The sequence below is a fragment of the Archangium violaceum genome, from assembly GCF_016887565.1.
Lineage (GTDB): Bacteria > Myxococcota > Myxococcia > Myxococcales > Myxococcaceae > Archangium > Archangium violaceum_B.
The window spans coordinates 11,772,589-11,797,791 of sequence record NZ_CP069396.1; the positions used below are offsets into that span (position 1 = coordinate 11,772,589).

The 25,203-nt window shown below is 69.7% G+C and carries 25 protein-coding genes and 1 pseudogene; 13 read left to right on the top strand and 13 right to left on the bottom strand.

Going from position 1 to position 25,203, the window contains the following annotated elements; all coding sequences use genetic code 11:
• Window positions 1–5: 5 nt before the first annotated feature.
• Both JRI60_RS46860 and JRI60_RS46865 read right to left on the bottom strand, forming a co-directional pair.
• Complete coding sequence (locus tag JRI60_RS46860; RefSeq protein WP_204222583.1) at window positions 6–491, bottom strand: B-box zinc finger protein; 486 nt, start codon at window positions 489–491, stop codon at window positions 6–8.
• Between the two features lie 17 nt (window positions 492–508).
• Window positions 509–790 carry a hypothetical protein gene (locus JRI60_RS46865; protein ID WP_204222584.1) on the bottom strand — a complete coding sequence of 94 codons (282 nt, stop codon included), beginning with the start codon at window positions 788–790 and terminating at the stop codon, window positions 509–511.
• A 98-nt stretch (window positions 791–888) separates the two neighbouring features.
• On the opposite strand from JRI60_RS46865, the gene JRI60_RS46870 reads away from it, so the two are divergent.
• The gene (locus JRI60_RS46870) at window positions 889–1,206 is read left to right on the top strand and encodes a hypothetical protein (protein WP_204222585.1); all 318 of its coding nucleotides are present in this window, start codon (window positions 889–891) and stop codon (window positions 1,204–1,206) included.
• Between the two features lie 44 nt (window positions 1,207–1,250).
• Window positions 1,251–1,514 carry an ATP-binding cassette domain-containing protein gene (locus tag JRI60_RS54860; protein ID WP_204222586.1) on the top strand — a complete coding sequence of 88 codons (264 nt, stop codon included), beginning with the start codon at window positions 1,251–1,253 and terminating at the stop codon, window positions 1,512–1,514.
• A gap of 79 nt (window positions 1,515–1,593) precedes the next feature.
• Here the strand turns inward: JRI60_RS54860 and JRI60_RS46880 are convergent, their stop codons facing one another.
• From JRI60_RS46880 to JRI60_RS46890, 3 genes are all read right to left on the bottom strand, one after another.
• Window positions 1,594–2,853: a sensor histidine kinase gene (locus JRI60_RS46880; protein ID WP_204222587.1), complete on the bottom strand. Its 1,260-nt coding sequence runs from the start codon at window positions 2,851–2,853 to the stop codon at window positions 1,594–1,596.
• Window positions 2,854–3,008: 155 nt separating this feature from the next.
• A complete protein-coding gene (locus JRI60_RS46885) occupies window positions 3,009–3,281 on the bottom strand; it encodes a GIY-YIG nuclease family protein (protein WP_204222588.1) in 273 nt (90 codons plus the stop codon).
• A gap of 18 nt (window positions 3,282–3,299) precedes the next feature.
• Entirely contained in the window at window positions 3,300–3,572 is a 273-nt protein-coding gene (locus JRI60_RS46890; protein WP_204222589.1) for a CBS domain-containing protein, read from the bottom strand.
• 146 nt (window positions 3,573–3,718) lie between these two features.
• On the opposite strand from JRI60_RS46890, the gene JRI60_RS46895 reads away from it, so the two are divergent.
• The 5 genes from JRI60_RS46895 (at window position 3,719) to pdxA (ending at window position 8,918) form a co-directional block, all read left to right on the top strand.
• Window positions 3,719–4,735: an alpha/beta hydrolase gene (locus JRI60_RS46895; RefSeq protein WP_204229396.1), complete on the top strand. Its 1,017-nt coding sequence runs from the start codon at window positions 3,719–3,721 to the stop codon at window positions 4,733–4,735.
• 63 nt (window positions 4,736–4,798) lie between these two features.
• Complete coding sequence (locus tag JRI60_RS46900) at window positions 4,799–5,830, top strand: peptidylprolyl isomerase (protein WP_204222590.1); 1,032 nt, start codon at window positions 4,799–4,801, stop codon at window positions 5,828–5,830.
• Between the two features lie 20 nt (window positions 5,831–5,850).
• Complete coding sequence (locus JRI60_RS46905; RefSeq protein ID WP_204229397.1) at window positions 5,851–6,852, top strand: peptidylprolyl isomerase; 1,002 nt, start codon at window positions 5,851–5,853, stop codon at window positions 6,850–6,852.
• A 41-nt stretch (window positions 6,853–6,893) separates the two neighbouring features.
• Complete coding sequence (locus JRI60_RS46910; RefSeq protein WP_204222591.1) at window positions 6,894–7,865, top strand: peptidylprolyl isomerase; 972 nt, start codon at window positions 6,894–6,896, stop codon at window positions 7,863–7,865.
• Window positions 7,866–7,946: 81 nt separating this feature from the next.
• Window positions 7,947–8,918 (top strand): 4-hydroxythreonine-4-phosphate dehydrogenase PdxA, encoded by a 972-nt coding sequence (gene pdxA, locus JRI60_RS46915; RefSeq protein ID WP_204222592.1) that lies wholly within the window; start codon window positions 7,947–7,949, stop codon window positions 8,916–8,918.
• 6 nt (window positions 8,919–8,924) lie between these two features.
• Here the strand turns inward: pdxA and JRI60_RS46920 are convergent, their stop codons facing one another.
• Together JRI60_RS46920 and JRI60_RS46925 are read right to left on the bottom strand one after the other, a co-directional pair.
• On the bottom strand, window positions 8,925–10,667 hold the full coding sequence (locus tag JRI60_RS46920) for a GYF domain-containing protein (RefSeq protein ID WP_204222593.1): 1,743 nt from the start codon (window positions 10,665–10,667) through the stop codon (window positions 8,925–8,927).
• A 198-nt stretch (window positions 10,668–10,865) separates the two neighbouring features.
• On the bottom strand, window positions 10,866–11,168 hold the full coding sequence (locus JRI60_RS46925) for a hypothetical protein (RefSeq protein ID WP_204222594.1): 303 nt from the start codon (window positions 11,166–11,168) through the stop codon (window positions 10,866–10,868).
• Between the two features lie 188 nt (window positions 11,169–11,356).
• Here JRI60_RS46925 and JRI60_RS46930 point away from each other — a divergent pair, with 188 nt between their 5' ends.
• From JRI60_RS46930 to JRI60_RS54865, 4 genes are all read left to right on the top strand, one after another.
• Window positions 11,357–12,826, top strand: coding sequence for an ATPase domain-containing protein (locus JRI60_RS46930; protein ID WP_204222595.1), 1,470 nt, complete (start codon window positions 11,357–11,359; stop codon window positions 12,824–12,826).
• Window positions 12,823–13,194 (top strand): response regulator, encoded by a 372-nt coding sequence (locus JRI60_RS46935; protein ID WP_204222596.1) that lies wholly within the window; start codon window positions 12,823–12,825, stop codon window positions 13,192–13,194. Before JRI60_RS46930 ends, JRI60_RS46935 begins: the two co-directional genes overlap by 4 nt.
• A gap of 26 nt (window positions 13,195–13,220) precedes the next feature.
• Complete coding sequence (locus JRI60_RS46940; protein WP_204222597.1) at window positions 13,221–16,205, top strand: chemotaxis protein CheB; 2,985 nt, start codon at window positions 13,221–13,223, stop codon at window positions 16,203–16,205.
• A gap of 80 nt (window positions 16,206–16,285) precedes the next feature.
• Window positions 16,286–17,950: a hybrid sensor histidine kinase/response regulator gene (locus JRI60_RS54865; RefSeq protein ID WP_204222598.1), complete on the top strand. Its 1,665-nt coding sequence runs from the start codon at window positions 16,286–16,288 to the stop codon at window positions 17,948–17,950.
• 56 nt (window positions 17,951–18,006) lie between these two features.
• Here JRI60_RS54865 and JRI60_RS46950 read toward each other — a convergent pair whose 3' ends face one another.
• Window positions 18,007–18,339: an HPF/RaiA family ribosome-associated protein gene (locus tag JRI60_RS46950; RefSeq protein WP_204222599.1), complete on the bottom strand. Its 333-nt coding sequence runs from the start codon at window positions 18,337–18,339 to the stop codon at window positions 18,007–18,009.
• A gap of 302 nt (window positions 18,340–18,641) precedes the next feature.
• Here JRI60_RS46950 and JRI60_RS46955 point away from each other — a divergent pair, with 302 nt between their 5' ends.
• A complete protein-coding gene (locus JRI60_RS46955; RefSeq protein ID WP_204222600.1) occupies window positions 18,642–19,550 on the top strand; it encodes a DUF72 domain-containing protein in 909 nt (302 codons plus the stop codon).
• A 15-nt stretch (window positions 19,551–19,565) separates the two neighbouring features.
• On the opposite strand, the gene JRI60_RS46960 is transcribed toward JRI60_RS46955, so the two are convergent.
• From JRI60_RS46960 to JRI60_RS46970, 3 genes and pseudogenes are all read right to left on the bottom strand, one after another.
• Window positions 19,566–20,138, bottom strand: a complete 573-nt coding sequence (locus JRI60_RS46960; protein ID WP_239470137.1) for an imm11 family protein — start codon at window positions 20,136–20,138, stop codon at window positions 19,566–19,568.
• A pseudogene (locus JRI60_RS55255) lies at window positions 20,135–21,457 on the bottom strand (AHH domain-containing protein). Before JRI60_RS55255 ends, JRI60_RS46960 begins: the two are co-directional and overlap by 4 nt.
• 136 nt (window positions 21,458–21,593) lie before the next feature.
• Window positions 21,594–22,784 carry a lipase family alpha/beta hydrolase gene (locus JRI60_RS46970; protein ID WP_204222601.1) on the bottom strand — a complete coding sequence of 397 codons (1,191 nt, stop codon included), beginning with the start codon at window positions 22,782–22,784 and terminating at the stop codon, window positions 21,594–21,596.
• Window positions 22,785–22,929: 145 nt separating this feature from the next.
• Here JRI60_RS46970 and JRI60_RS46975 point away from each other — a divergent pair, with 145 nt between their 5' ends.
• Window positions 22,930–23,223, top strand: a complete 294-nt coding sequence (locus tag JRI60_RS46975) for a hypothetical protein (protein ID WP_204222602.1) — start codon at window positions 22,930–22,932, stop codon at window positions 23,221–23,223.
• Between the two features lie 68 nt (window positions 23,224–23,291).
• On the opposite strand, the gene JRI60_RS46980 is transcribed toward JRI60_RS46975, so the two are convergent.
• Together JRI60_RS46980 and JRI60_RS46985 are read right to left on the bottom strand one after the other, a co-directional pair.
• A complete protein-coding gene (locus JRI60_RS46980; RefSeq protein WP_204222603.1) occupies window positions 23,292–24,503 on the bottom strand; it encodes an FAD-dependent monooxygenase in 1,212 nt (403 codons plus the stop codon).
• Window positions 24,500–25,138, bottom strand: coding sequence for a TetR/AcrR family transcriptional regulator (locus tag JRI60_RS46985; protein ID WP_204222604.1), 639 nt, complete (start codon window positions 25,136–25,138; stop codon window positions 24,500–24,502). Before JRI60_RS46985 ends, JRI60_RS46980 begins: the two co-directional genes overlap by 4 nt.
• Between the last annotated feature and the right edge of the window lie 65 nt (window positions 25,139–25,203).

A 25,203-nucleotide genomic window follows, 5' to 3' on the forward strand; every position in this document is an offset into this window, starting at 1 on the left:
GACGCTCAGCCTGGCCGCAGGGCGCGGAGGAGCCACAGGCCCCAGGCGAGCGAGAGCAGGAAGAAGAGCAGGTTCACGGCGGCGAGCCAGCGCGTGCACCGGGCGAGGAGCCGGGCCCGTCGAGGACCCTGTCCCCGGTCGATGCGGCGCAGCTCCCGGGTGGGCACCCAGAGGCCCAGCGCGCCCGACACACCTAGCAGGAGCCATCGGGGGATGGCGAAGCTGGCTGGAACCCCCGGGAGGAAGGCCGCCGCGGTGGAGAGAATCCCGAGCAGCACCAGGCCCGACACCCCGAGGAGCCGCAGCGGAATGGGGCCGAGCTGGGGGCCGACCAGGGCCGCGCAGGAGGCACAGTACGCCGCCTCGCCGAGCAGCTCGGTGCACTCGCCACAGAGGAAGGTGCCGCAGCGGGTGCAGGTGGCCACCGCCGCGCGCTGATGGGTGGGGCAGCGGGGGCTCGTGGAGGCGGGCGGTTCGTGCGCGGTCGCCACGGGCTCGCGTCGGGACGTCAGAAGCTGGGAGGCGGAGGCCGCAGGAGCACCTGCTCCACCGCGTGAGCGCCCAGACCGAGGAAGACGGCGGCCAGCACCGTGCTGCCGAAGAAGCCCGCGAGGATGAGGTTCTTGCGCGGGTGCTCGAACTGACTGAAGGCGTAGACGAGCATGTAGAAGGGCACCAACAGCACCATCATCCCGGTCCCCAGACTGCGACGGAACGCATGGATCAGCAGGAAGGCGGCGCAGACGACCGTGATGACCCCGAACAGGGCGGCGAGAGGAAGGAGCGGCACGACCTTCAGATAGCACGGCTCTCGCCTTGTCGCGGTCCCCGTGAGCAGATTGCGTGCTAAAGGACGCTCCCACGTCTCCTCACCGAGGTGCTCCGACGATGGCCACACTGAAGACGCTGCTCACCTTCATCCTCGCGGGGGCCTTCCTGGGGCTGGCCTCGGCCTCGTGGTTGGGGCCCCAGTTCCTCACCTGGTACAACACGGCGCCGCTCGGCGCGCAGACGGTGTGCGATCTTCCCAAGGTCATCGAAGGCGTCACCGCGGACCTGCTGCGCTACCAGCTCTACGGCACCCTCACGGGCGCGGGCGTCTTCCTCATCCTGGGCATCCTCTTCGTGGTGGCGCGCTCGAAGAAGCAGAAGCAGGCCCAGCAGCAGCCCCCGGCCAGCCCGCCCCAGCCTCGTCCGACCGCCTGAGACGGGTAGACTGTCAGGCTGACCTCCCACCAGGAAGTCAGCCCATGTCCAGCGCCAGCTCGCCCCGTCCCGACACGCACGCCGCTCCGGCCTCGCCCTCACCTGCCCCGGCCCCGCCCGGTGTCGAGGTGGAGGGCGTCAGCAAGTTCTACCGCCGGGGCCAGCGCGTGCTGTCGGACGTGAACCTCCACATCCGCGCCGGAGAGACCTTCGGCATCATCGGCCCCAACGGCGCCGGGAAGACGACCCTGTTCGGGTGCATGCTCGGCCTGCTGTGGCCGGACACGGGGGCTACACCGAGACGCTGAAGTTCCTCCGCATCCCGACGGCGCTCAACCCGTAGACCCTCACCCCCATCCCCTCTCCCAGGGGGAGAGGGGAGTGACGTCACGCCACCGGCAGATCCACGATGAAGCGCGCGCCGCCCTCGGGACGGTTCTCCGCGCTCAGCTGGCCCCCGAAGGACTCCACGTACTGGCGCGACAACGTCAGCCCCAGCCCCGTGCCCTTCCCCTGCTCCTTCGTCGTGAAGAACGGCGTGAAGAGCTTCGCCAGGTGCTCCGGCTTCATCCCCGGCCCGTTGTCCTCCACCACCAGCCGCACCCGCTCGGCCACCGTCTCCACGCGCACCGCCACCTGCCCGTCCAGCACCTTCGCGTCCTCGATGGCGTCCGCCGCGTTCAACAGCAGGTTCAGCAGCACCTGCCCCAGCCGCCGCGGCTCGGCCCTCACCGCCATCTGCGCCGGCGGCTCCTCCACCGCCAGCTTCACCAGCGACTTGAGCCGCACCGACGCCAGCCGCACGCTCGCGTCGAGGATCGGCGCCAGCTCGCACCGCCCCACGCCCTCCACGCCCTCGGCGCGCGACATCGCCGTGAGGTCCTTCACGATTTGATGGATGCGCTCCACCCCCTGCATCGTCTCCTGCAGGGCCTCGGTGTACTCGGCCGTGCCCACTCCCGGCGCCACCTGCTGCCACTCCTCCTGGAGGAAGCGCAGGTTGGCCTGGATGTAGGCCAGCGGGTTCTTCACCTCGTGCGCCACGCCCGCCGCCAGCCGCCCCACCTGCGCCAGCCGCTCCGCCTCCAGCACGCGCGTCTGCGACGCCACCAGCGCCTCCTTCGCCGCCAGCCGCTCCGCCTCCGCCCTCACCCGCGCGTTGCCCACCCGCCGGTAGAAGGAGCTCAGCAGCATCCCCATGCCTCCGGCCCCCAGCAGCAGCAGCAGCCACGTCGCCATCAGCGGCGCGCTCGTCCCGCTCAGCCACATCACCACGCCCGCCGACACCATCGGAAAGAGCGTACTGAGCACGCCCAGCCCCAGCGCCCCCCGCGAGATGGAGAGCGACACCACCGGCAACACGCAGAGCCAGCCGAAGAGCGGGCTGTTCACCCCTCCCACCCGGGACAACACCAGCCCGAAGAAGACGTTGGGCAGCACCACCCCGGCCAGCGTCAGCACCACCTGGCGCCGCTCCGGCGACACCCGGCTGAGCGACCACGCCATCACCCCCGTCAGCCCCCCCCACACCGCCCGCAGCGCCAGCGTGTCCCATGTCGGCCGCATCACCGACAGCGAGTCCACCACCCAGAACGGCAGACACACGAGGGCCAGCATGTAGAGAAGTTTCTGCTCGTCCTGGAGCATTGATTCCTCGCTCCCTGGCGCTACCCCCGAGTCTTCCTGGGGGATTCTCCCATGCTCCCGCTTCATGTCCGTCCGGTCTCCCCTGATTTCCAAGGGAATGGAGAGTTACGCAGGAACAGTGTCATAAAACGGGGTCAGAAGAAACCCAGCCTGGGTCAGCCACGCACCTGCTGAACAAGGCGAAGTTTCTCAGCCCGTGAGAGGCGCTTGAGGGCGGCCTCGCGGCGCAGGGCGGCGCCGCGATCGGCGGCCGACTCGCTCCACACCAGCGTCACCGGCAGGCGGGCACGGGTGTAGGCGGCGCCGCGGCCCCGGTTGTGGGTGGCCAGGCGGCGCTCGAGGTTGTTGGTGGCACCGGTGTAGAGCGACCCATCCCGGCAGCGCACCATGTAGACGGTCCAGGCGTCCGGCACGGCGGGCGGCAGCATAGCGCGCCCGTGCCCTTCCTAATAAGGAGGCGGGCCCTCCCATGTCCCCCCCCTGGGTTTCCCACACTCCGACATCACCAACCCCACCGGCAGCAGGGGGTCCACCCGCCAGGCCGACAGCACGTGGGCCCGGCTGATGAGCCCCACCAATCCCCCCGCCTCCTCCACCACGGGAAGTAGCGAGACACCGTGTCGCTCCATCACTCGCAGGGCACGAAGGAGAGTATCTGTGGGTAGTAGGGTGACCTCGGTCGAGGACAACCTTTCCGCAAGTGTCGGGTCTTGCCGCATCTACGAGCCTCCCGGCTTGAACGCGGGAGAGTCATTGCAACCACCCTGCCGGACATGTGGGTGCATTGGATTTTGAACACATCTCTTGCACCCGGGGGCATTACATTCCAGCCGTGACGAATCGAAACGGGCCCAGGTTGCTGAAGATGGCGGATCTCTTCTCGCGGACGGTCAACCACGAGGGAGAGGGGCTGCTCACCCTGCCCTTCAAGCCCGACGAGCTGTACCGGGTCCCCACGGATGACGGCGCGGCCATCGCCCTGGGGCGCTACCACCCTCGGGGCGAGCGCCGCTACGCCGAGCCCGTCGTCCTCTGCCATGGCCTGGGAGCCAACCGCTTCCACATGGACTTCGACGAGCGCTACAGCCTGGCGCGCTACCTGGCCCGGGCGGGCTTCGAAACGTGGGTGATGGAGCTGAGGGGCCGGGGGCTGGCGGGCCCCTGTGGCGAGGCCTCCTTCGATGACCAGGCCGAGCACGACGTGCGCAGCGCCCTGCGAACCGTCCTCTCCACGGGGGCGAAGGAAGTGCTCTGGGTGGGCCATTCCAAGGGAGGACTGACCCTGTACGGCCATCTGGCGCGAAACCCGCAAGCGCCCGTCCGGGCGGCCGTGGCCATGGGCAGCCCCTTCACCTTCGCGGTGCAGCCGGGCCTCAAGCGCTTCATCCAGCGGATAGAGCCGCTGCTGCGCCTGAAGATGATTCCCACCCGGCGAATCACCGGCATCGCCCTGTTCGGCGCGCCGCCGGGGCCGCTCAGCCGCTACATGATGCTGGCCTCCAACATGGAGCCGGACGTGGTGCGCAAGGCCCTGGCCAACGTGCCCGCGGACATCTATGGCGGCGTGGTGCGCCAGTTCGCCCATTGGATCGCCACCGACTCCTTCTGCATGACGGACGGCACCTGCTACCGCAAGCCGCTGTCCGAGGTGCGCCTGCCGGTGATGCTCATGGCGGGGAGCAAGGACCTGCTCGCTCCCCCGCTGGCCGTGGCACGGGCCCAGGAGCACCTCGGTGGGCCGGTGAAGCTGGTGGTGGCCGGGCGGGGGCACGGCTTCGCCGAGGACTACGGCCATGCCGACCTGGTGCTCGGACGTCGGGCACCGGACGAAATCTTCCCCCTGGTGGAGGCGTTCCTGTCCGCGCACGCGACCCGGCCGTGAGGCCCCGGGGGCAGTCCCGTTGTCCGCTCCTCCCTGGCGTGCTACCCCACGGGCCCGCACACCATGTCCCCCACCCTTCGTCCCCTTGCCCTCGCCCTGCTGGCCCTCGTGGGCTGCGAGCGCGGCCCCGCGCCGGGTCACGCCCAGGTGGATCTCCGCCACACGCGTGAGGAGGGCGGCACGCCGGTGGCCTCCTGGGAGGCAGACGGGGTGACGGCGGAGGAGCTGCGCCTGCGCCTGGGGGAGATGAGCCCCGCGCTGCGCGAGCGCTACCAGACGCTGGAGCAGAAGCGCGAGTACGTGGAGGGCCTGGCCCGCTTCGAGCTGCTGGTGCGGGAGGCCGTCGCGCGCGGGCTGCAGAACGACCCCGAGGTGGTGGCCAGCACCAAGCGGGCGCTGGTGTCGAGGCTGATGCGGCAACAGCTCGACGAGGCCCAGCCCCCCGTGTCCGACGCCGAGGTGGCCGCGTACTACGAGCGCCAGAAGGAGGACTACGTGCGGCCGGAGCAGGTGCGGCTCTCGCACGTCTTCCTCGCGGCGCCCCGGGCGGACGCGGCGCGCGTGGCGGCGGCGCGCGAGAAGGCGGAGAAGCTGCTCGCCGAGGCGAAGGCCCTGCCTCCCAAGGACTTCGCCGCCTTCGGCCGGCTGGCGCGGGCCCACAGCGAGGAGCCCCGCACGCAGCCGTTGGACGGAGACCTGCGCTTCCGCGCCCTGGAGGTGCTGGCCCAGGACTTCGGGCCCGAGGTGGCCGAGGCCGCGCGCGCCCTCATCGCCAGCGGCCCGGGCGCGCTCAGTGGCGTGGTGCAGACGGACGCGGGGCTGCACGTGCTGAGGCTCACCGGGTACCAGTCGGCGCTGGACCTGAAGCTCGAGGACGTGCGCCAGCAGATCTCCGGCCGCCTGTCCCAGGAGAAGCGCACCCGGGCCTGGGCGGAGCTGCTCGGCGACCTGGAGCGCCGCTCGGGTTTCGCGCTGGACACCGCGGCGCTGTCGCGGGTGCACGTGGACGTGAGCACACCCATGCTGCCAGCGAGCGGCCCGGCCCCCGGTACCATTCCTTCCCCCTTCCCCGCCGCTCCCGTGGAGCAACCGTGACTGTCGAGAGGAGCCCCTTCATGCGCCTGGCCTTCGTCCGCGCCGCCCCGCTGCTCGCCACCCTGGCACTCGCCGTGGGGCTGGCGGGCTGTACCAAGAAGGACCAGGAGGATCCGGACGCCAACGTGGTGGCCACGGTGAATGGCGAGGTGCTCTCCCGCGCGGAGTTCGAGCAGGAGCTCTGGCGGGAGCTCGCCTCCACGGGCACGGAGTCCTCGCAGCAGCCCACCCCGGAAGAGGTGGAGCCCTACAAGCGGGCGCTGGTGGAGACGCTCATCTCGCGCATGTTGCTGCTGCAGGAGGCGCGGACGCACAACATCACCGTGACTCCCGAGGAGGTGGATCGCGGCGTGTTGCGGCTGTCGAGTGACTATCCGTCGGGCAACTTCAACGAGGTGCTGGCGCAGGGGCAGCTGTCCATGGCGGAGCTGAAGACGCGCGAGGCGGCCCGGCTCACCATCGAGAAGCTCTTCGCCCACCAGGTGTACACGCGCGTGGCGCTGACGGAGGAGGAGCTGCGCGCCCACTTCGCCGCGCACGAGGCGGAGTACGCCGAGCCCGAGCAGGTGCGCGCGGCCCAGATTGTCGTGAAGGGGATGGACGAGGCGCGGCGGGTGCAGGCGCAGCTCAAGGCGGGCAAGAAGTTCGCCGACCTGGCGCGCCGGTACTCGCTGAGCGCGGACGCCAAGGTGGGAGGAGACCTGGGCTTCTTCCCCCGAGGGCAGATGCCGCCGGCCTTCGACGAGGTGGTGTTCAAGCTGGGCGTGGGGCAGAGCTCGGACGTGGTGGAGACGGAGTACGGCTACCACCTGTTCCGGGTGCTGGAGAAGAAGCCGGGGCGCAAGCTGGAGTTCGCGGAGGTGCGCGACCAGGTGGAGACGAAGCTGCTGGCGCAGCGGCGGGCGGAGGCGCAGGGGAAGTACGAGCAGGAGCTCCGGGCGAAGGCGAAGGTGTGGGTGAACGAGGCCACGCTGCAGGCCATCCGTGAGCGGCCGGCGCCGCAGGCCACGGCGAAGCAATGACGACCCGTCGTCCCAACGAGGACACGAAGATGAGGACGCACATGAAGAAGCTGATGGGGACGATGGTGGCGGCGCTGCTGCTGAGCGGCGCGGTGGCGCGGGCGGAGCTGGTGGACCGGGTGGCGGCGGTGGTGAACAAGGACGTCATCGCGCTGTCCGAGGTGGAGAAGCGCGCGGCGCCGGAGCTGTCGCGGGTGAACAGCGCGGTGCGCGAGCCGCAGAAGCGGGCCGAGGAGCGAGCGCGGGTGCTGAAGAGCTCGCTGGACACGCTCATTGGCGAGAAGCTGATGGAGGCGCAGATCCAGGAGCTGGGCCTGGGGACGACGGACGCCGAGCTCGAGGCGGCGATGGCGGACGTGAGGAGGCAGAACAACATCACGGACGACTCGCAGTTCGAGCGGCTGCTGTCGGGCGAGGGCTACACGCTGGCGGCGTACAAGGACTTCCTGCGCAAGCAGATGTCGCGGATGAAGCTGGTGCAGATGAAGGTGAGCCCGAAGGTGAAGGTGTCGGAGGAGGACCTGAAGGCGGCCTACACGCAGTACACCAAGATGGAGTCCGGGGACGCGGAGGTGCACGCGCGGCACATCCTGGTGCAGGTGGATCCGAAGGCGACGCCGCAGCAGGTGGAGGCGGCGCGGCAGAAGGCGCTGAAGCTGGCGGAGGAAGCGCGCAAGCCGGGGGTGGACTTCACGGAGCTGGCGAAGGCGAAGAGCGAGGGACCGAGCGCGAAGGAGGGAGGAGACCTGGGCTTCTTCAGGCGAGGGGTGATGGTGCCGGCGTTCGAGAAGGTGGCGTTCGCGCTGAAGGAGGGGGAGGTGAGCGAGCCGGTGCGGACGCAGTTCGGCTGGCACGTGTTGAAGGTGGAGGAGAGGAGAGCGGTGGACGTGCCGGCGTTCGAGACGGTGAGGGCGGAGCTGGAAGGTCGACTGCGGATGCAGAAGACGGAGAAGTACGTGGAGCAGTACGTGCAGGAGCTGAGGCAGCAGGCGTCGATCGACGTGAAGATCTGAGGACCCAGGTACGAGTGACCCAGGTTGAATCCGCGTCAATCCCCTCTCCCTCTGGGAGAGGGTCAGGGTGAGGGAAGACGCGTGAACGAGCGTCCGGTCGTAGGCATCTCATTGGGAGACGTCTCGGGGATAGGGCCCGAGGTCACGGAGCAAGCCCTGGCGAGGCCACAAGTACGCCGGGCCCTGCTGCCCGTGGTCTTCGGGGACGGGCCGACGCTGGCCCGCTTCGCCCACTTCAAAAAATACGCGCGAGCCACCCCCGAGACGCTGACCCGGCCGACCCAACCCACGGTGTGCGTGGTGACGGAGCTGGCGGAGAAGGACCGGGTGCCTGGCAAACCCACGAGGGCGGGAGGCCGAGCACAATACGGCTACATCCAGGCGGCGATCGAAGCGGCGCGAGCGGGGAAGGTGGACGCGCTGTGCACGGCACCGGTGTCGAAGGAGCAGATCTCCCGTGCGGGAATCCCCTTCATGGGGCACACGGAGGTGCTGGCGGAGGCGTTCGGGCGCGAGGTGCTGATGCTGATGGACGGCCCTCGGGTGCGGGTAGCGCTGGCGACGAATCACGTGCCGTTGGTGGAGGTGTCGAAGCTGCTGACGGTGGAGCGGCTGGTGGGCCAGCTCCAGCTCCTGTCACGGAGCCTGAAACCGGTGGTGGGCCGAGCGCCGCGCATCGGGGTGCTGAGCTTCAACCCGCATGCGGGCGAGGGAGGGCTGCTGGGGCGGGAGGAGGTGGAGGTCCTCACGCCGGCCATCAAGAAGGCGCGCAAGCTGCGGGTGGACGCGCACGGGCCGCTGGCGGCGGACGGGCTCTTCGCGAAGGTGAAGGACTTCCCGTACGACGTGGTGCTGGCGATGTACCACGACCAGGGGCTCATCCCGGCGAAGGCGCTGGACTTCGAGCGGACGGTGAACGTGACGCTCGGGCTGCCGGTGCCGAGGACGTCACCGGACCACGGCACGGCCTACGGCATCGCGGGCCAGGGAAAGGCGAGCAGCGTTCCCATGGAGGAAGCGCTGCTCAAGGCGGCGCGGCTGGCGGGGCGCTGAGCCCGTTCAGTAGGTGAACGGGAAGCGGATGGGCTCGCTGCTCTGCACGCGGTGCTGGGGGAACTTCCAGGAGCGCACGGCGCCCTCCATGCAGCGGGCGAACGGGGTGCCCTTGAGGGAGTCGGTTTCCATCTGCACGTCGGAGGCGGAGCCGCTGGTCTGGACGCGCCAGCGCAGGACGAAGCGATCCTTGCCCGAGTCGGAGGTGCGAGGAGGCTCGTGCGCCTCGATGCAGGAGAGGATGGCGTCCTTGTGCGCGCTCACCACCTGCACGATGTCCGAGGTGGAGAGCGACTCGGGCACCGCCTTGCCGGGCTCGGGCGGGAGGTAGACGGTGCGCTTGGAGCGCGGGTCGTCCGGCTTGTGCTTCGGCGAGTCCTTGGAGAAGCCGAGTTCCCGCTCGAAGTCCTTGTCGATGGAGTCATCGATGTCGGTCGGGTCAGCGGCGCCCTTGTCATCCTCCAGCGCCCTGTGTCCCGGAGACGAGACGGGAGCCTCGGGCGCGGGCGGCGGCTGCGAGCGGCGCTGCGAGGCCGACGCGGACTCCTCCGGGCGGACGGAGGCCAGGCGCGGGCCGGGGAGCGGCTTCTCGTGCGTCACCGGAGTGGCCTCGGCCACCTTGCGCGGCTTCTCGGGTGCCGCCACGGGCGCGGACGGCGCCGAGGCGGCGATGACCTTCGCCTCCTGCTTCTCGGGTGCCGGCACGACGGCGGGCGGAGGCTGGGGCGCGGTCACCACGGGCTGAGCCACGGGAGCGGGCTGCTGCGCCACGGGAGCAGTCTGCTGCACCACCGGAGCCGCGGCGACCACGGGCGCGGAGGCCACGGGAGACGCAACGGGAGGCGGCGAGACCTCGGTCCGGGGCGCCGGAGCACCGTGGAGCCGCGGCATGAGGAACAGCGCCCCCACGACGACGCCCACGGCCGTGGACCCCACCACGGCGCCGGCCACGCGCAGCAGTCCCCGCCGCGAGGGCGCGGGCGCCTCGACGGGAACGGGAGCGGCCATCATGGGAGGAACGACGGGCGGAGCCATGGGCACTCCGAGCCCCGGGTACGGATAGGCATACGGAGCGACCGGCGCGACCGGCGCGACCTGGGGCACGGGCGTGGGGATGGGAGCACTCGGCGCGTCCAGCAGAGCCGAGCGCTCCTCCTCCCTGGCCTGCTCGCGCTCCTCCTCCATCTTGCGCAGCCACGCCTCCTCCTCCGCGACGAGCGAGGGCAGCGCGGAGGCCACCTTCTTCTCCTCGGAGCCGGCCTTCTTCGAGGGAGCCGGAGCCGCGGCGACGCTCGCGTCCACGCCCACGGTGGGCAGCCCCGCGACGGTCAGCGCGGCCACGAGCTCGGGGACATGGGACAGCGGTATCCAGTTGGACCAGGCCTCGCACCAGAAGAGGGTGTCGGGGCCGAGCTCGCCCTGGTGCCACAGCTCGCGCAGGCGCTCCAGACGGAACGGACCGGCCGCCTGCGCGCCACGCTCCACGTACCAGTCCACCGCTCCCACGGCCACGGGAGCGCGGCCCTCTGGCGCGCGAGCCGCCTCATCGGAGACGGCCTCCAGCTCCGGCGCTCCGAAGAGCGCGTCGTCGAAGATGGCGTCCAGATCATCCGGCCGCACCTCGCGCAGGGCGGACTGGACGCTGACGGGTGACGTCTCGGAGCGAGACGCGGAGAGGAGCGGGGGACGAGCCCCGCTGCCCGCACGAGAAATGGAATCGCCCCCGATGCCTGAATGGTTCGTGCCCACACGCCCTCCTACCGGCCCCTGCTGCCCCGCACGCCGGGACAGCTCGTGGGGCCGAAGCTAAGGACGTTCGAGAGGGTCGCCAGGATTCATCTCCCGCGCACGGACCGAACCATCCGCTTCCGAGCGCTTGCTGGCGAGGAAAGTTCTGTGCTGGACGCAGCCAATTCCCTCAGGAGCAAAAACCCCTGGACACCCGGACTACGTCGTTTCCATGGATGGGCAAGGAAGGTGTGCGATCAGCTCCTCGCCATCCCTCGCGGGGTCGACCAGCACCACATCCGAGGCCTGCCCGTCGCGGAACAGCTGAACACTGACGCGCCCCACGGGGCACCAACCCAGGCACCCGGTGAGGCTGACGCGCACGCGCTCGCCACACCCGCTCCGGGCGAGGGTGGCGCGGATGCGGCGCGGCAGGTCCACGCCGCCCGCGCTCGTCTCCAGCCGCATCAGGCAGCGGTGGCACACCTGGGCCTGTGTCTCCGGCGAATCCGAGTCACTCATGGCGAGCCCCACCTCCTCCCCTCTCCCGTCCCGCGCCCGCCCACAAGGTATTGCGACAGGGCGGGTGCCGGTAGCCGCTCCGCTGGCCGCCCGCGGGACGAGCGGGAGAGCGACGGATGTGACGTCTCCCCATCTCTCGATGCACAACCTTGGGAATAGCGCTTGCACCTACGAAGGGAGACCCGGTCATGGGAGGGAGCAAGGAGAAGCAGGAGACGCCCCAGAACGAAATCCCGAGAATCTCCAGCGGCACCTCCTACCTCGATCAGATCCTCGCGGGCGGCTGGCTGTGCGGCGGCATCTATATCGTCGCGGGCCCGCCCGGTGCGGGGAAGACCATGCTCGGCAACCAGTTCTGCTTCTCCGCGGCCGACCGGGGTGAAGCGGCCCTCTACGTCACCCTGCTCACCGAGACGCACTCGCGCATGATGCTGCACCTGCGCTCGTTGGCGTTCTTCCGGTCCGAGTACGTGGGCACGCGCATCTACTATCTCAGCGGCTCGGTGACGCTGAAGGACAGCGGCCTGTCGGGGCTGATGGAGCTGCTCACGCGCACGGTGCGCGAGAAACGCATCAAGGCCCTGGTGCTGGATGGCTTCACCCTGCTGCACACGTACGCGAAATCCCCCCTGGAGCTGCGCGAGTTCCTCCAGGGCCTGTCGGTGCTGTGCGAGCTGACCGGTTGCACCACGCTCCTGCTGAGCACCGAGGTGAACAAGGCCATGGACGTCGAGTACGCCATGGTCGACGGCATCCTCGCGCTGAGCGCGGAGCTGCTCGGGCTCAAGGCCATCCGCGGCCTGGAGGTCATCAAGTTCCGGGGCAGCAACAACATCCCGGGCAAGCACACCTTCCTCATCGACGAGCGCGGCGTGAACGTCTATCCGCGCTGGGAGGCCGTGTTCCGCGCAACGCCCAAGGCCGTGCCCGACTCCAGCGTGCGTCTGCGCCTCGGCATTCCCAGCGTGGATGCCATGTGCCAGGGGGGCCTCATCACGCACTCCTCCACGCTGCTGCTCGGCAGCCCGGGAGCAGGAAAGACGATCCTCGGGTTGAGCTTCCTGGCCGAAGGCGCGGCCCGGGGCGAGCGCGGCCTGTACTTCGGCTTCGCGGAGAGCGCCGAGACGCTGATCCGCAAGATGAAGAGCGTGGGGCTCGACCTCGCGCCTCACGTCGAGCGCGGGCTACTGCGCCTGGAGGTCCGCGCCCCCGTGGAGACGCTCCCGGACGCCATGGTCCAGGAGCTGATGGAGCATGTCTCCCGGCACGAGTACAAGCGCCTCTTCATCGACGGGCTGGAGCCCTTCTCCAAGGAGAGCATCGACCCCGAGCGCACGCCCCGCTTCATGTCCGCGCTCCTCAACGCGCTGCGTGCTCATCACCTCACCACGCTGGTGACGGAGCAGCTCCACACCCTCTTCGGACCGGACCTGCGCTCCCCCATCCAAGGCGCGGAGGCCACCTTCGACAACGTCATCCTCCTGCGCCTCGTGGAGCTCGACGGCCGGCTGCGCCGCCTGCTGTCCATCCTGAAGATGCGCGACAGCGACAACGACCCCTTCCTGCGCGAGTTCGTCATCTCCGACCACGGCTTGCAGGTGCGGGAGCTCCACAAGAGCCCCAAACGCCGCCCGCGCAAGAGCCGGGGACGCGGATGAGCCGCATCCTCATCGTCGAGGATGAGGAGATCCTCGCGGCCGCTCTCGAGGACATCCTCGAGGACGAGGGGCACCACGTGCGCATGGCTCGCAACGGCCTGGAGTCCCTCGAACTGATCGCGCGGGAGCGGCCGGAGCTGGTGCTGCTCGACCTGATGCTGCCCCTGATGGACGGCCTCACGGTGTTGAAGACCCTGCGGCGGGAGTCGCCCGCTCCGGCGGTGGTCGTGGTGACCTCGTGCGAGCGCGCGGTGTTGGGAGACGTCCCCATCCAGGGCTTCCTCCGCAAGCCCTTCTCACTCGATGCACTGCTCCGAGCGGTGAAGGCCGCGCTGCTCCCGCGGCGGACGCCCTCCACCTCCAGATGATAAAGGAGGGGCCCCCAGGGGCCGCCATGAAGAGGACCGTCAGGAAGAAACAACCATCCAGGAAGCGCCGGAGCGCGGCGGGGGAACGGACCCAGCTCGTGGAGCGCTTCCCCGTGGTGGGCATCGGGGCCTCCGCCGGAGGACTGCCCGCCCTCCAGTTCCTGCTCGAATCCCTGCCCCCCGACACCGGGATGGCCTTCGTCATCGTCCAGCACCTCTCGCCCGACCACGAGAGCGCCCTGCCCGCCCTGCTGGCCTCGAGGACGTCCATGCCCGTGCTCGAGGCCCGGGAAGGGCTGGCGCTCGCGCCGGACCACGTCTACGTCAGCCCGCCCGGCGTCCGCCTGACGCTCGCGCGGGGTACGCTGCACCTCAGCCGCCGCCAGCGCCCCCAGGGCAAGCTCCGCCTCATCGACGACTTCCTGGGCTCCCTGGCGGAGTCCGCGCCGGGCCGCGCCCTCGGCGTCATCCTCTCCGGCACGGGCTCGGACGGCACTGACGGCCTGCGGGCCATCCGGAGCGCCGGGGGCACCACCTTCGCCCAGGAGCCGTCCTCGGCCCGCTTCGACCTCATGCCCCGCAGCGCCATGGAGGCTGGCGTCGTGGACCACGTGCTGTCCCCCGAGGGCATCGCGGGAGCGCTGGCCCAGCTCGCCCACGCCCCCGGTCCTCGCCTCGCGCGGCCCGCCCCCTCGTCCTCCTCCCCCGGCGAACCCGAGCAGGACCTCGCCCACCTCTTCCACCTGTTGCGCACCACCACCGGGGTGGACTTCACCCACTACAAGCCGAGCACCATCCAACGGCGCCTGGGCCAGCGGATGCACCTGAGCCAGTCGTCCACCCTCGCCGACTACGTCCGCTACCTGGAGAAGCACCCCGAGGAGCGCGAGGCGCTCGGGCAGGATCTGCTCATCCACGTGACGAGCTTCTTCCGGGACCCGGAGGCCTTCGAGCCCCTCCAGCAGCACGTCTTCCCCGAGCTCTTCCGCAACCGGCCCTCGGGGCTCCCCTTCCGGCTGTGGGTGCCGGGCTGCTCCACCGGGGAGGAGGTCTATTCCCTCCTCATCTGCCTGCTGGAGTACCTGGGCGAGAACGCCGCCACCACGTCCATCCAGGCCTTCGCCACCGACGTGAGCGAGCAGGCCCTCGCCCACGCCCGCACCGGCCTCTACCCCGAGTCCATCGCCGCCGACGTCTCCCCCGAGCGGCTGCGCCGCTTCTTCGTGCGCACCGAGCACGGCTATCAGGTCCACAAGTCCCTGCGCGACCTGTGCATCTTCGCCCGGCAGAACGTGGTGGGGGATCCGCCCTTCTCCCGGATGGACCTCATCAGCTGCCGCAACGTCCTCATCTACCTGGGCCCGGTGCTGCAGAAGCGCGTCCTGCCCATCTTCCACTACGCCCTCAACCCCGGCGGCTTCCTGCTGCTGGGAACGTCCGAGACGGTGGGCGCCTCGGTGGACCTCTTCTCGCTGGTGGACCGGCGGCACAAGCTCTACCGGAAGAAGGCCACCTCGCACCGGCCGAGCCTGGCCTTCAACTACCAGGAGCCCGTGGCCGGGCGGCACGAGGACACGCGCGCCCGGCTCAAGCGCACCCCCCTGGAGCAGGACCCGCAGCGGGAGGCGGACCGGCTCGTCCTCGCCCAGTACGGACCCCCGGGCGTCATCATCAACGACGCGATGGAGATCCTCCACTTCCGCGGGCATACCGGCCCCTATCTCGAGCCCCAGTCCGGAGCCGCGAGCCTCAACCTCCTGAAGATGGCGCGCGAGGGCCTGGCGCTGGAGCTGCGCGCCGCCATCCATCAGGTGCGGCGGGGCGCCAGCCGGGTCCGCAAGGAGCAGGTGCGGGTGTCCGGCGACCGCGAAGGCCAGCGGCGGATCAACCTCGAGGTGGACCTGCTGTGGGCCTCCTCGGGCGCGCGGGAGCGCTACTACCTCGTCCTCTTCGAGGAGCTCCCCGAGCCCCCGGCCGTCCCCGCCTCCCGCGGGGGAAAGACCCGGGTGGGGCGGAAGAGCCCTCGCGCCAGCACCGGCGAGGAGGTGGAACGGCTGCGTGAGGAGCTGCGCATGGCCCGGGAGCACTTGCGGACACTGCTGCAGGAGCAGGAGGCCGCCTCCGAGGAGCTGCGCGCCGCCCACGAGGAGTCCCAGTCCAGCAACGAGGAGCTCCAGTCCACCAACGAGGAGCTGGAGACGGCCAAGGAGGAGCTCCAGTCCACCAACGAGGAGCTCACCACCCTCAACGAGGAGCTGCAGAACCGCAATGCCGAGCTCAGCCAGCTCAACAGCGACCTGAACAACCTGGTCGGCAGCGCGCAGATCGCCACCGTCATCGTGGGCAACGACCTGCGCATCCGCCGCTTCACCCCCATGGCGGAGAGCGTGCTGGGGCTCACCTCCGCGCACGTGGGCCGCTCGCTGCGCGAGCTGCCGCTGCCCATGGACCTGCCGGCTCTGGAGCGGGCCATCTCCGCGGTCACCGACCAGCTCACCCCCTTCGAGCGCGAGGTGCGCGCCCGCGACGGGCACTGGTACTCGCTGCGGCTGCGCCCCTACAAGACGCTGGACAACAAGCTCGATGGCGCCGTGATGACGCTGTTGGGCATCGACCGGCTCAAGCACAGCCTCGAGGAGAGCCACCAGGCCCGGGAGTACGCGGAAGCCCTCGTGGAGACGATGCGCGAGCCGTTCCTGGTGCTGGACAGCCACCTGCGCGTGGTGACCGCCAGCCGCTCCTTCTATGAATCCTTCCAGGTGATGGAGGCGCACACCGTGGGGATGCCCATCTACCAGCTCGGCAACGGACAGTGGAACATCCCCCAGCTGCGCCACCTGCTGGAGGAGGTCCTCCCGGAGAACACCCGGCTGCGAGACTTCCTGGTGGAGCACGACTTCGAACAGCTCGGCCACCGGCGGATGCTGCTCAACGCCCGGAGGATCTCCGGCCGGGAGCTGGGCACGCAACGCATCCTGCTCTCCATCGAGGACGTCACGGGTCGGACATAAACCCTAGCGGTAGGGGGTGGGGTGGGTGACCCCACTGCCTATGGGTGTTACATTTTGGGGCCCCCCGCCGGGGGACACCCATGCCCGACTACGCAAGCCTTTCCCGAGCCGAGTTGGCGCGGGCGCTGGAATCCCTCGACTCCACGCCCGTGGCGCCCGACGAGCTCAAACGCTTGCTAAGGGAGCTGCAGCGCCACCAGCTCGAGCTCGAGCTGCAGAACCGCGAGCTCCGCGAGACGCACCAGGAGCTGGAGGAGTCGCGCAGCCGCTACGTGGACCTCTACGACTTCGCCCCCATGGCCTGCGTGAGCCTGGATGGCCGCGCCTGCATCCGCGAGCTCAACCTCACCGGGGCCGCCCTGCTGCAGCGGGATCGCACCCATTTGATGGGCCAGCCCTTCACGCCCTTCGTGGACCCGCCGGACTTGAGCCGCTTCCTCCAGCACATCCGCCAGTGCCTCTCGGGCGAGACGGTGAGCACGGAGCTGGGGCTGCGGGTGGGCAAGAGCCGCATCGTGGTGCGGCTCCACAGCGCCCCGTTCAGCGGCGGAGAGCCATACGGACACCTGTGCCGCACGGCCATCCTCGACATCACCGAGCTGCGGCAGATGCAGTTCCGCCTGAGCCTCACCGAGCGGCTGGCCACGGTGGGGACGCTCGCGGCGGGAGTGGCCCATGAGATCAACAATCCGCTCAGCTTCCTGATGGGCAGCATCGAGCTCGTCGTGCGTCAGCTCCTGCGACAGCCGGAGCTCGGGCCCGAGCCCCTGGACATGCTCATCAAGCACCTGACCGATGCCCGGACGGGAGCCGAGCGAATCCGGAGCATCGTGAGGGATCTGGGCACCTTCTCCCATTCCGAGGAGAGCCCCCTGGTTCCCATCGACGTGCGGCAGGTGCTCGACCTGTCGGTGAAGATGGCCATGGGGGAGATCCGCCACCGGGCCCGGCTCGTGCGCGACTACGGGGACGTCCCGGACATCCTCGCCGACGGCTCCCGGCTGGGGCAGGTGTTCCTCAACCTGCTGGTGAACGCGGCCCAGGCCATCCCGGAGGGCGGCGCGGAGCGCAATGAGATCCGCCTGCGCACGCGGACCCTGGACGGGGCGGTGGTGGTCGAGGTGCAGGACTCGGGCAATGGCATCCCCCGGGAGCTGCTCGGTCGCGTCTTCGATCCGTTCTTCACCACCAAGCCCATGGGAAAGGGAATGGGGCTCGGCCTGTCCATCAGCCACGGACTGGTCACGGCGCTCGGGGGCGAGCTCGCCGTGGAGAGCGAGCTGGGGCGGGGCAGCGTGTTCCGCGTCCGCCTCCCGGTGGCGCCAGCCGGGCTCGCGGCGGTGTCGTCTCCGCCTGCGTCCGAGCGCTCCGCGGCCCAGCGGCGGGGACGGCTCCTCATCGTGGACGACGAGCCCCTGCTCGCGCAGACCCTCAAGATGCTCCTGGAGCCGGAGCACGACATCACGATCCTCGGGGATGCGCGCTCCGCGCTGGAGCATCTGCGCGACGGCACCCCCTACGACGCCATCCTGTGTGATCTCATGATGAAGGAGATGACCGGGAGCCAGTTCTACGAAGAGCTCTCGCGCATCATCCCCGAGCAGGCCCGCCGGATCATCTTCATGACGGGCGGAGCCTTCACCCCCAGCGCCCGCGACTTCCTGGTGCGGGTATCCAACCCCCACATCATCAAGCCCTTCAGGAAGGGGGAGCTCGACAAGCTGCTCATCCCGCTCCTCCAGTAACCGGGCCCGTCGAAAGGGGGAAGGCCCGGATGGAGCCCTCCCCCCTCACGCGTGCTTCAACGGTGGGCGCGGAGCCCGTCGGCGTAGTGCTGCAGCTGGCGCTTCGCGGCATCGAAGGCATCGTTCACGGCCTGGTAGGGGTCCTCGTGTGCGGCGCGGTCGCCATGCTCGCGGTCGACCACGATGTTCTTGCCGGGGACGTGCAGGTCCAGACGGACGTGGAAATGCTTGCCCTGCTGATGATGCCGGTGCGGCTCTTCCACCACCACGTGGCAGCCAGTGATGCCGTCGAAGAACTGCTCGAGCTTGTCCGCGCTGTCGCGGATGTGCTCCGAGAGGGCATCGCTGGGGTTCATTCCACGGAAGGTGATCTGCAGGTTTCGCTTCATCTTCGCGCCTCTTGAGTGGCTCGCCGTTGGAGCCGTCGTGACGACCTCTCTCCATTGCATACGGAGCGCCAACGCTCCTTCCCTCGGAGGGCCAGGGGTTGGGCCCCGTGAGTGACGCAGCCTTTGCGGTGCCCCCGGGTGGGAGCGCAGCCTTTGCGGAAACAGGTGCCGGGCCCCATCGGACCCGCACGGGGAGTCGAAGACGCCACACGGGAGGGCTTCCCGTCGGGCGGAGCAGCCGGGCAGGCGCGTGCTGCGGCGCGGCGAAGGGGTGCCCATCGTCACCTGTCGGAGGTGCACGCGTGATTCGCATCGGACCGGCGGGATGGAGCTACGATGACTGGGCGGGGGTGGTGTACCCGAAGCCGAAGCCGAAGGGGTTCGACCCGCTGGCCTTCCTGGCGAGGTACTTCGACGCGCTGGAGCTGAACACCAGTTTCTACGGGCCCATCAGCCGGCGCAACGCGGAGCTCTGGGTGGAGCGCACGGACTTCAACCCGGACTTCCGCTTCACGGCGAAGCTGTGGCGGCGCTTCACCCACGAGCGCGGCGAGGCGTGGACGGCCGACGAGGTGCGGCAGACGCGCGAGGGGCTGGATGCCATCCACGAGGCCGGCAGACTGGGAGCGGTGCTGGTGCAGTTCCCCTGGTCGTTCCGCAACGACGAGGAGAACCGGGACTGGCTGGACGCGCTGGTGTCCGAGTTCTCGGACTGGCCGTTGGCGTTGGAGGTGCGGCACGAGTCCTGGAACGAGCCGGACGTCTTCGCGGAGCTGGCCGAGCGCGGAGTGGGTTTCGTGAACATCGACCAACCGCTCTTCCAGAACTCACTGGGGCCGAGCGCGCGGGTGACCTCGTCGGTGGGCTACGTGCGGGTGCACGGGCGCAACTACCGCAACTGGTTCCGCAAGACGGCGAGCGCGCTGGAGCGCTACGACTATCTGTACACGGCGAAGGAGCTGAAGCCCTGGGCCGCGCGCACGCAGGAGATAGCGGCGCACCCGCGGGTGAGTGACGTGTACGTGGTCACCAACAACCACGTGCGGGGCAAGGGCGTGGTCAACGCGATGATGCTGCAGACGATGCTCACCGGCCGGAGGGTGCACGCCCCGGAGGCCCTGCTGCGCGAGTACCGCGACACGCTCGGGCCCTACGTGTTGCCGCCGGAGGAGGAGGCTGCCGAGGCCCCTGGAGCCAGCCCCGCGGGGTGAGCGCACGGCAGGCCATCAGACCTCGATGAATTTGATGCCTGTAATGCCCTCTTGCTCCATGGCCAGCTTGACACGCTCGGAGACGATGAGGACCACCAGCCAGCCCCAGGGACGGAAGATGCTGGCGTCCCCAACCTTCGTCGGATCTATCTTCATGCCCGCCACGTTCCGGTATTCACCTACCCTCTCCGGCTCGCCATCCTCTGGCCTCCAGTAGAGCACCTCCTCACACCGGGCATCATCGATACATCGGATGACTTGCAAGGCATTGAGGATGAACCAGGGCTCCGACTGGCCCTCCACCTCAACGGGGACGAACTGCACCTCCTCCTCAATCCCCAGACGCTCGAAGAGAGAAACGACACGACGGTTGACGATGGGAATCCCCATGGAATGAGAGAATTCGAGCGCAACACCCGCGGGTTTCACGGATAAGCAAATGGGTTCCTTGATATCCAGGGCCCGTCCCTCGTGGAACCGCCAGGTGTCGAACACCTCATCCTCTGTTCCTAGAGGCATCCGCAGGTGCCAACGCCCTGGAATGTATTTATCATCGTATAGCTTGTAATATCTTGCTTGCGCCGTCATGGCCTCCTCGTGGCGAGCTTGTTGAGCGTGGAGCCTGGCGTACATACCTCCCCTGCAATCTTGTCGAGTTCTTCCACAAGCCTGGCTCGGCACTCGGCCCGAGTTCTACAAGTCCCAAGCGCCTTGTTCAATCGCTCGAAGATCTGACTGTGGTACTCCTCGGGATGGGGCCCCTTGTGGTCTCGCAAGTAGACGATGTTCGCCGGGTCGTCGAGACTCATCCCCGCCCGCGCGAAGAGAGACTCGAACTCAGGCGTCCAGGGGCCACCGTTGGCTTCCGACGTGTCATTCTTGTTCGTGCACAGATGGTGGGCCTGGTTGTCACTCTGCTTCGACTCGTCACACGCCCCTGTCGTCCGGGTCGCTGCCGCCGCTGACGCCACCGCCGCGGCCGTCGTGTTCGCCGTCACCCCCATCAGCACCACCGTGCCGTCCGCCACGCTCACCTGCGCCCGCGCTCCCTCTCCCACCATCAACCTTCCCCTCCCTCCTCCTCCCGCCAGACTGAATCGGGGCGGTGACAGCCTCCCCCACAGCCCTCCTCCTGGCACCTCCGGCAACGCCCTGGCCAGCCTCGCCCCCGCCAGCGTCACCAGCACCCTCAGCCCCACTCCCCCCATCGCCTTCCCAAACCGCTCGGCCACCGCTTCCAACTGCTCCTGAGTCCTGGCCGCCTCCGCCTCCTGCTACAGGCGCAGGCACGCCAGCCCCACGTTGTAGAGCTCCGTCGCCGTGTACGTCAGCATCAGCCCTATCGTCACCGCCGTGGCGAAGGCCTTTGAGAAAACCGGCTCGGGCGCCGCCCACGCCACCATGTAGAGCACCATCGACATGCCCACCGATAGCAGCACCGCGCGCGAGCTGAACATCTCCGCCGCCGCCTCTCTCGCCCCCTCTCCCATGTAACGCGGCGAGAGCGCCAGGGCCTGAAACCACTTCGCGCTCTCCAGCGAGTCCGGCAGTGACACCTGGGCGGGCCCGTACAGCATCTCGTATGCCTCTCGCACCCTCCTCTCCAGGTCCGCGCGGGGCGGTGGCTCGGCCAGCCAGCCCGCCATCACCACACCCCTGGCGGATGGCGGCTCCAGCGCCGCCACCACCGCTCTCGCTTCCTCCCACGAGAACAGCGCCAGGGCTGGGTTGGGCCTGAGCTTCTTGAAGGTGAGCTTCAGCCCGCGCCCCTGTCCGCCGAGGTACTCGCTCACCCCCACCGGCTCCAACACCGAGAGCCGCGCTCCCGTATCGGGCGGGGCTGCTCGGGCCGACAGCGACACCACCACCAGCAGCAGGCAAAGAACGTGGGTGACTCTCGGATGCATGACAACCAACCATCTCCTTCCACCTCGGCGTGCGCCACCTGCGCGTCGAAGCGGAGCACCGTGGGGAGGCCCGGGGCCACCCGCAGCCCCGGCTCACTTCCAACGGGTACCCGGCCGAGCATGACCCGAGCCGCTACTACCGCGCCGTCCCCACCGTCTCGCCTCGGAGGAAGCGCTCCACGGACTGGAGCACCTCGGGGTCCGACATGAGCGCCAGGTGCTCGGCCGGGCTGTCCAGGTGGCGGAAGGGAATGGACCCTACGGGCAAGGCGCGCGAGGCCAGCACGGACCCGTCCCCGTCCGCGCGCGGCGGGTGCTCCAGGTCGAGCTTCCCATCCACCACCCGCACGCCGCTCACCGTGGGCCGCCCCTTGCCCACCACCACGAGCATCTCGAAGGGAGCCGGAGGCAACCCGGGCTTCAGCGCGAGCGCCTCGGTCAGCTCCCGGTGCGCGTCCAGCATGCGGACGAGCTGCGCGCGGTAGGCCTCGTTCTCGCGCAGCGCGGGGTCCGCGAACAGGCCCCAGCCCTGCTTCAACCAGACGGCCGGATCGAAGGCATCCAGCTCGACGGGCCCGCCCTCCGCGTCCACGAAGAAGTCACTGCGCCAGGGCAGCAGCTGGAAGGCCGAGGCGAAGGTGAACATCGCCTCGGGCGCGAGCAGCGCGCGGTTGCGCATCGTCTCCGTGCCCACCAGCAGGTCATCGAAGATGCCCGGACCGCCGGTGAACGGGGTACCGAGAATCACCACGCGCTTCACGTGCTCGGCACCGGCCCAGGGGCGCTCGCCCGCCTGCGCGCCTCCGTGGAGCAGACAGTGCATCGTCACCAGCCCGCCCATGCTGTGGGCCACGATGTTCACCTTGCGCCGCCCTCCCCCTTCCGCCACGAGCTGCTCGATGCGCGCGCACAGCTGGCCCGCGCTCTCGCGCACGTCCCGCCGCCAGTCATAGGAGAACGGAACGAAGCCCGGCAGGTGGTCGCGGCTGAACTCCATGAACGTGCGGTACGCGTCCACCGACACGAAGACCGCCGAGAGCTGGGTGAGCGGGCCATCCGGGCGCAGGGGCCCATAGACAGGCACGGGGCGCTGTCCGGGGAAGGGAAGGGCGAGCGTGCGCTCTCCGCGCGAGAACGCCTGTCCCACCGAGATCCAGGCCCGCTCGGGCTCCGGGCCCTCGGTGACGAGGAAGCTGCCGTGATAGCCCGGAACCAGCAGGGTGACCTCGTCCCCCGTGGGCGGTGGCACATGGACGCGGGCGACGGTGCAACCGGCGAGCACCGCGCCCAGCAGCAACAGGATGTACGAGCGGTGGAGTGTCTTCATGGCGCGCAGCTTCCGGGGGATGAACCGGCCTCGCAAGGATGCTGTCTCATTACCCGGCGGCCGGGCACCCGAGCCCCCGAGGGCCTGTCTTCGCCCGCTGACGCCCTGGAGCACCGTTCGCACCTTCGGGCAAAGGAGACACCCGATGTCCGACGATCCCATCGAGAAGCTGCATCAGCGCGAACGGCAGCAGGAGCGGGAGCGGTTGCGCGAGCTGGAGGCCAAGGACCTGGAGGTGGAGTCGCAGCGGGGCCCACGCCCGCTCGAGGGCTTCGCCGGGGGCCACACCACCTGGGCGAGCAAGCAGGACGATGAGGCCGCCGCGGAGGTGCACGCCCACGACGAGGAGGACGCCTGGAACGAGAGCAAGGAGCAGGTGGCCCGGCTCTCCCCCGATGGCCACGCGCCCGCGCGCAAGGACGAGGAGCCAGGGAAATAGAACGGAGGCGGATACCCTCACCCCGACCCTCTCCCAGAGGGAGAGGGGGAGGGAGAGGGAGAGGGGGCTCAGACCGCGAGCCGCAGGGGCCTCAGCACGCCCTGGAAGCGCCGGTCCCCGGCAATGGCGAAGTCACGCAGGACGCCCAGCTTCCCCAGCAGCGGCAGGGAGGCCATCAGCAGCCGCGGCAACAGCCCTGTCCCACTCAGGAAGCGCGCTTGCCGCGTCTGGATACTCTGGATGTCGGTCACCTCGGGCAACCGCTCCGCCTGGACGCGCGCGGCCGCGGCATCCAGCGCCTCGGGGGAGCCGTCCGCGGCGAGCACCGGGAACAGGTGGTTGGCGGCCACCAGTGCATCGCGCAGCGCCACGTTCACCCCCTGCCCGCCCACGGGCGACATGGGGTGCGCCGCGTCCCCGATGAGCAGCAACCCTGGTGCCGTCCAGCGCACCAGCCGGTCGCAGATGACATCCAGGAGGAACGGATGGCTCACCTGCTCCCGGTGCGCGAGGACGTGCTCGGCCAGCTCCGGCCGCACCGCCCGGGCCAGCTCCTCCATCCACGCATCCACGCCCCTGCCGCGCAGTTGCTTGAACTGGCCCTTCCCCATGCTCCAGCCCAGCTGCAGCGTCCCGTCATAGGAGGGGAAGGACAGGCATGCACCGCCCACGGTGGCGTAGATCTCCGAGTGGCCCGGCCGCCACGAGGGAGGAAGCGGCACCTTGCACCACAGGATGTCGAAGGACTGGGGCACGCGCTCCTCGTGCAGGTCCGCCTTGCGGCGCAGCACCGAGTTGCGCCCGTCCGTGCCGATGATGAAGTCCGCTCGCAGCTCCTCCTCGTGCCCGTCCCGCTCCACGCGCACGCCCACCACGCGCCCGCCCTCGCGCACCACGTCCCGCACCGCCACGCCCCGCTCCAGGCGGAAGTGCGGGAAGCGCCCCGCCTCCTCCACCAGCATCTCCAGCAGCGCCGGCTGGCTCACGATGCGCGCCACGTTGTCGCGGGCCGACTCGGGCACGTCCACCGACACCAGCCGCCGCGAGCCCCTCCACACCGCGAGACTCGCCAGCCGCACCGACGGCAGCGCCTCGAAGCGCGCGCCCAACCCCATCTGGTGCAGCACGTCCCGGCCGCTCGGCTGGAAGCCCTCGCCACGGAACTCGCGCGAGAAGTCCCGCTGGCGCTCCAGCAGGTGCACCGGCACGCCCCGGCTGGCGAGGATGTAGGCCAGGGCGGCGCCCGCCGGTCCCGCTCCGACGATGAGAACCCGCTTCATGACTTCCCTCCCGGTTGGGCCGGCGTGAGCAGCCGGCGAAAGCCATCCACGACGAGGTCCGCGTGCCGCTGCAGGGCCTCGTCATCGAGCCGCTCCCAGTTCGCGAGCAGCCACCTGTCTCCAGTGCCATCGATGGCGCCCACCCACTCCACGAGCAGCTCCACGGGCACGTCGTCGCGCACGACGCCCAGCTCGCGGCCTCGCTCGAGGATCGCTCGCGAGACGGACTGGCCCTGCTCGAAGAGGACCGCTAGCGGTCCTCCCTCGCGCAGCTGCGCCGGCAGCGTCCACACCGCGCGCGCCACACCCATGAGCCATGGATGCTGGCGGAAGATGAGGAACTGGCGCCGGTAGGTGGCGCGCGCGACGTCCCAGAAGGTGTCCGCGCGCAGCTCTTCCGGCCGCAGCTGGGCCACGAGCATCAGCTGCTCCATGCTGTGCTGGACCACCGCGAGGAACAGGTCCGCCTTGTCGTCGAAGTAGTAGTAGGCCGCGCCCTTGCTCAGCTCCGCCTTCTCCAGGATGCGGTTGAGCGACGCCCCCTCGTAGCCGAGCGCGCCGAACTCGCGCGCCGCCACCTCCAGGATGTGGGCGCGGCGCTCGGGGGGAAGCTTCTCGAAACGCGGACGGGGCATGGCGGTGTGAACCTCGGGCCCGATGGCCAGACCAGGAGAACGAACCTCCTGGTTAGACCAGATAG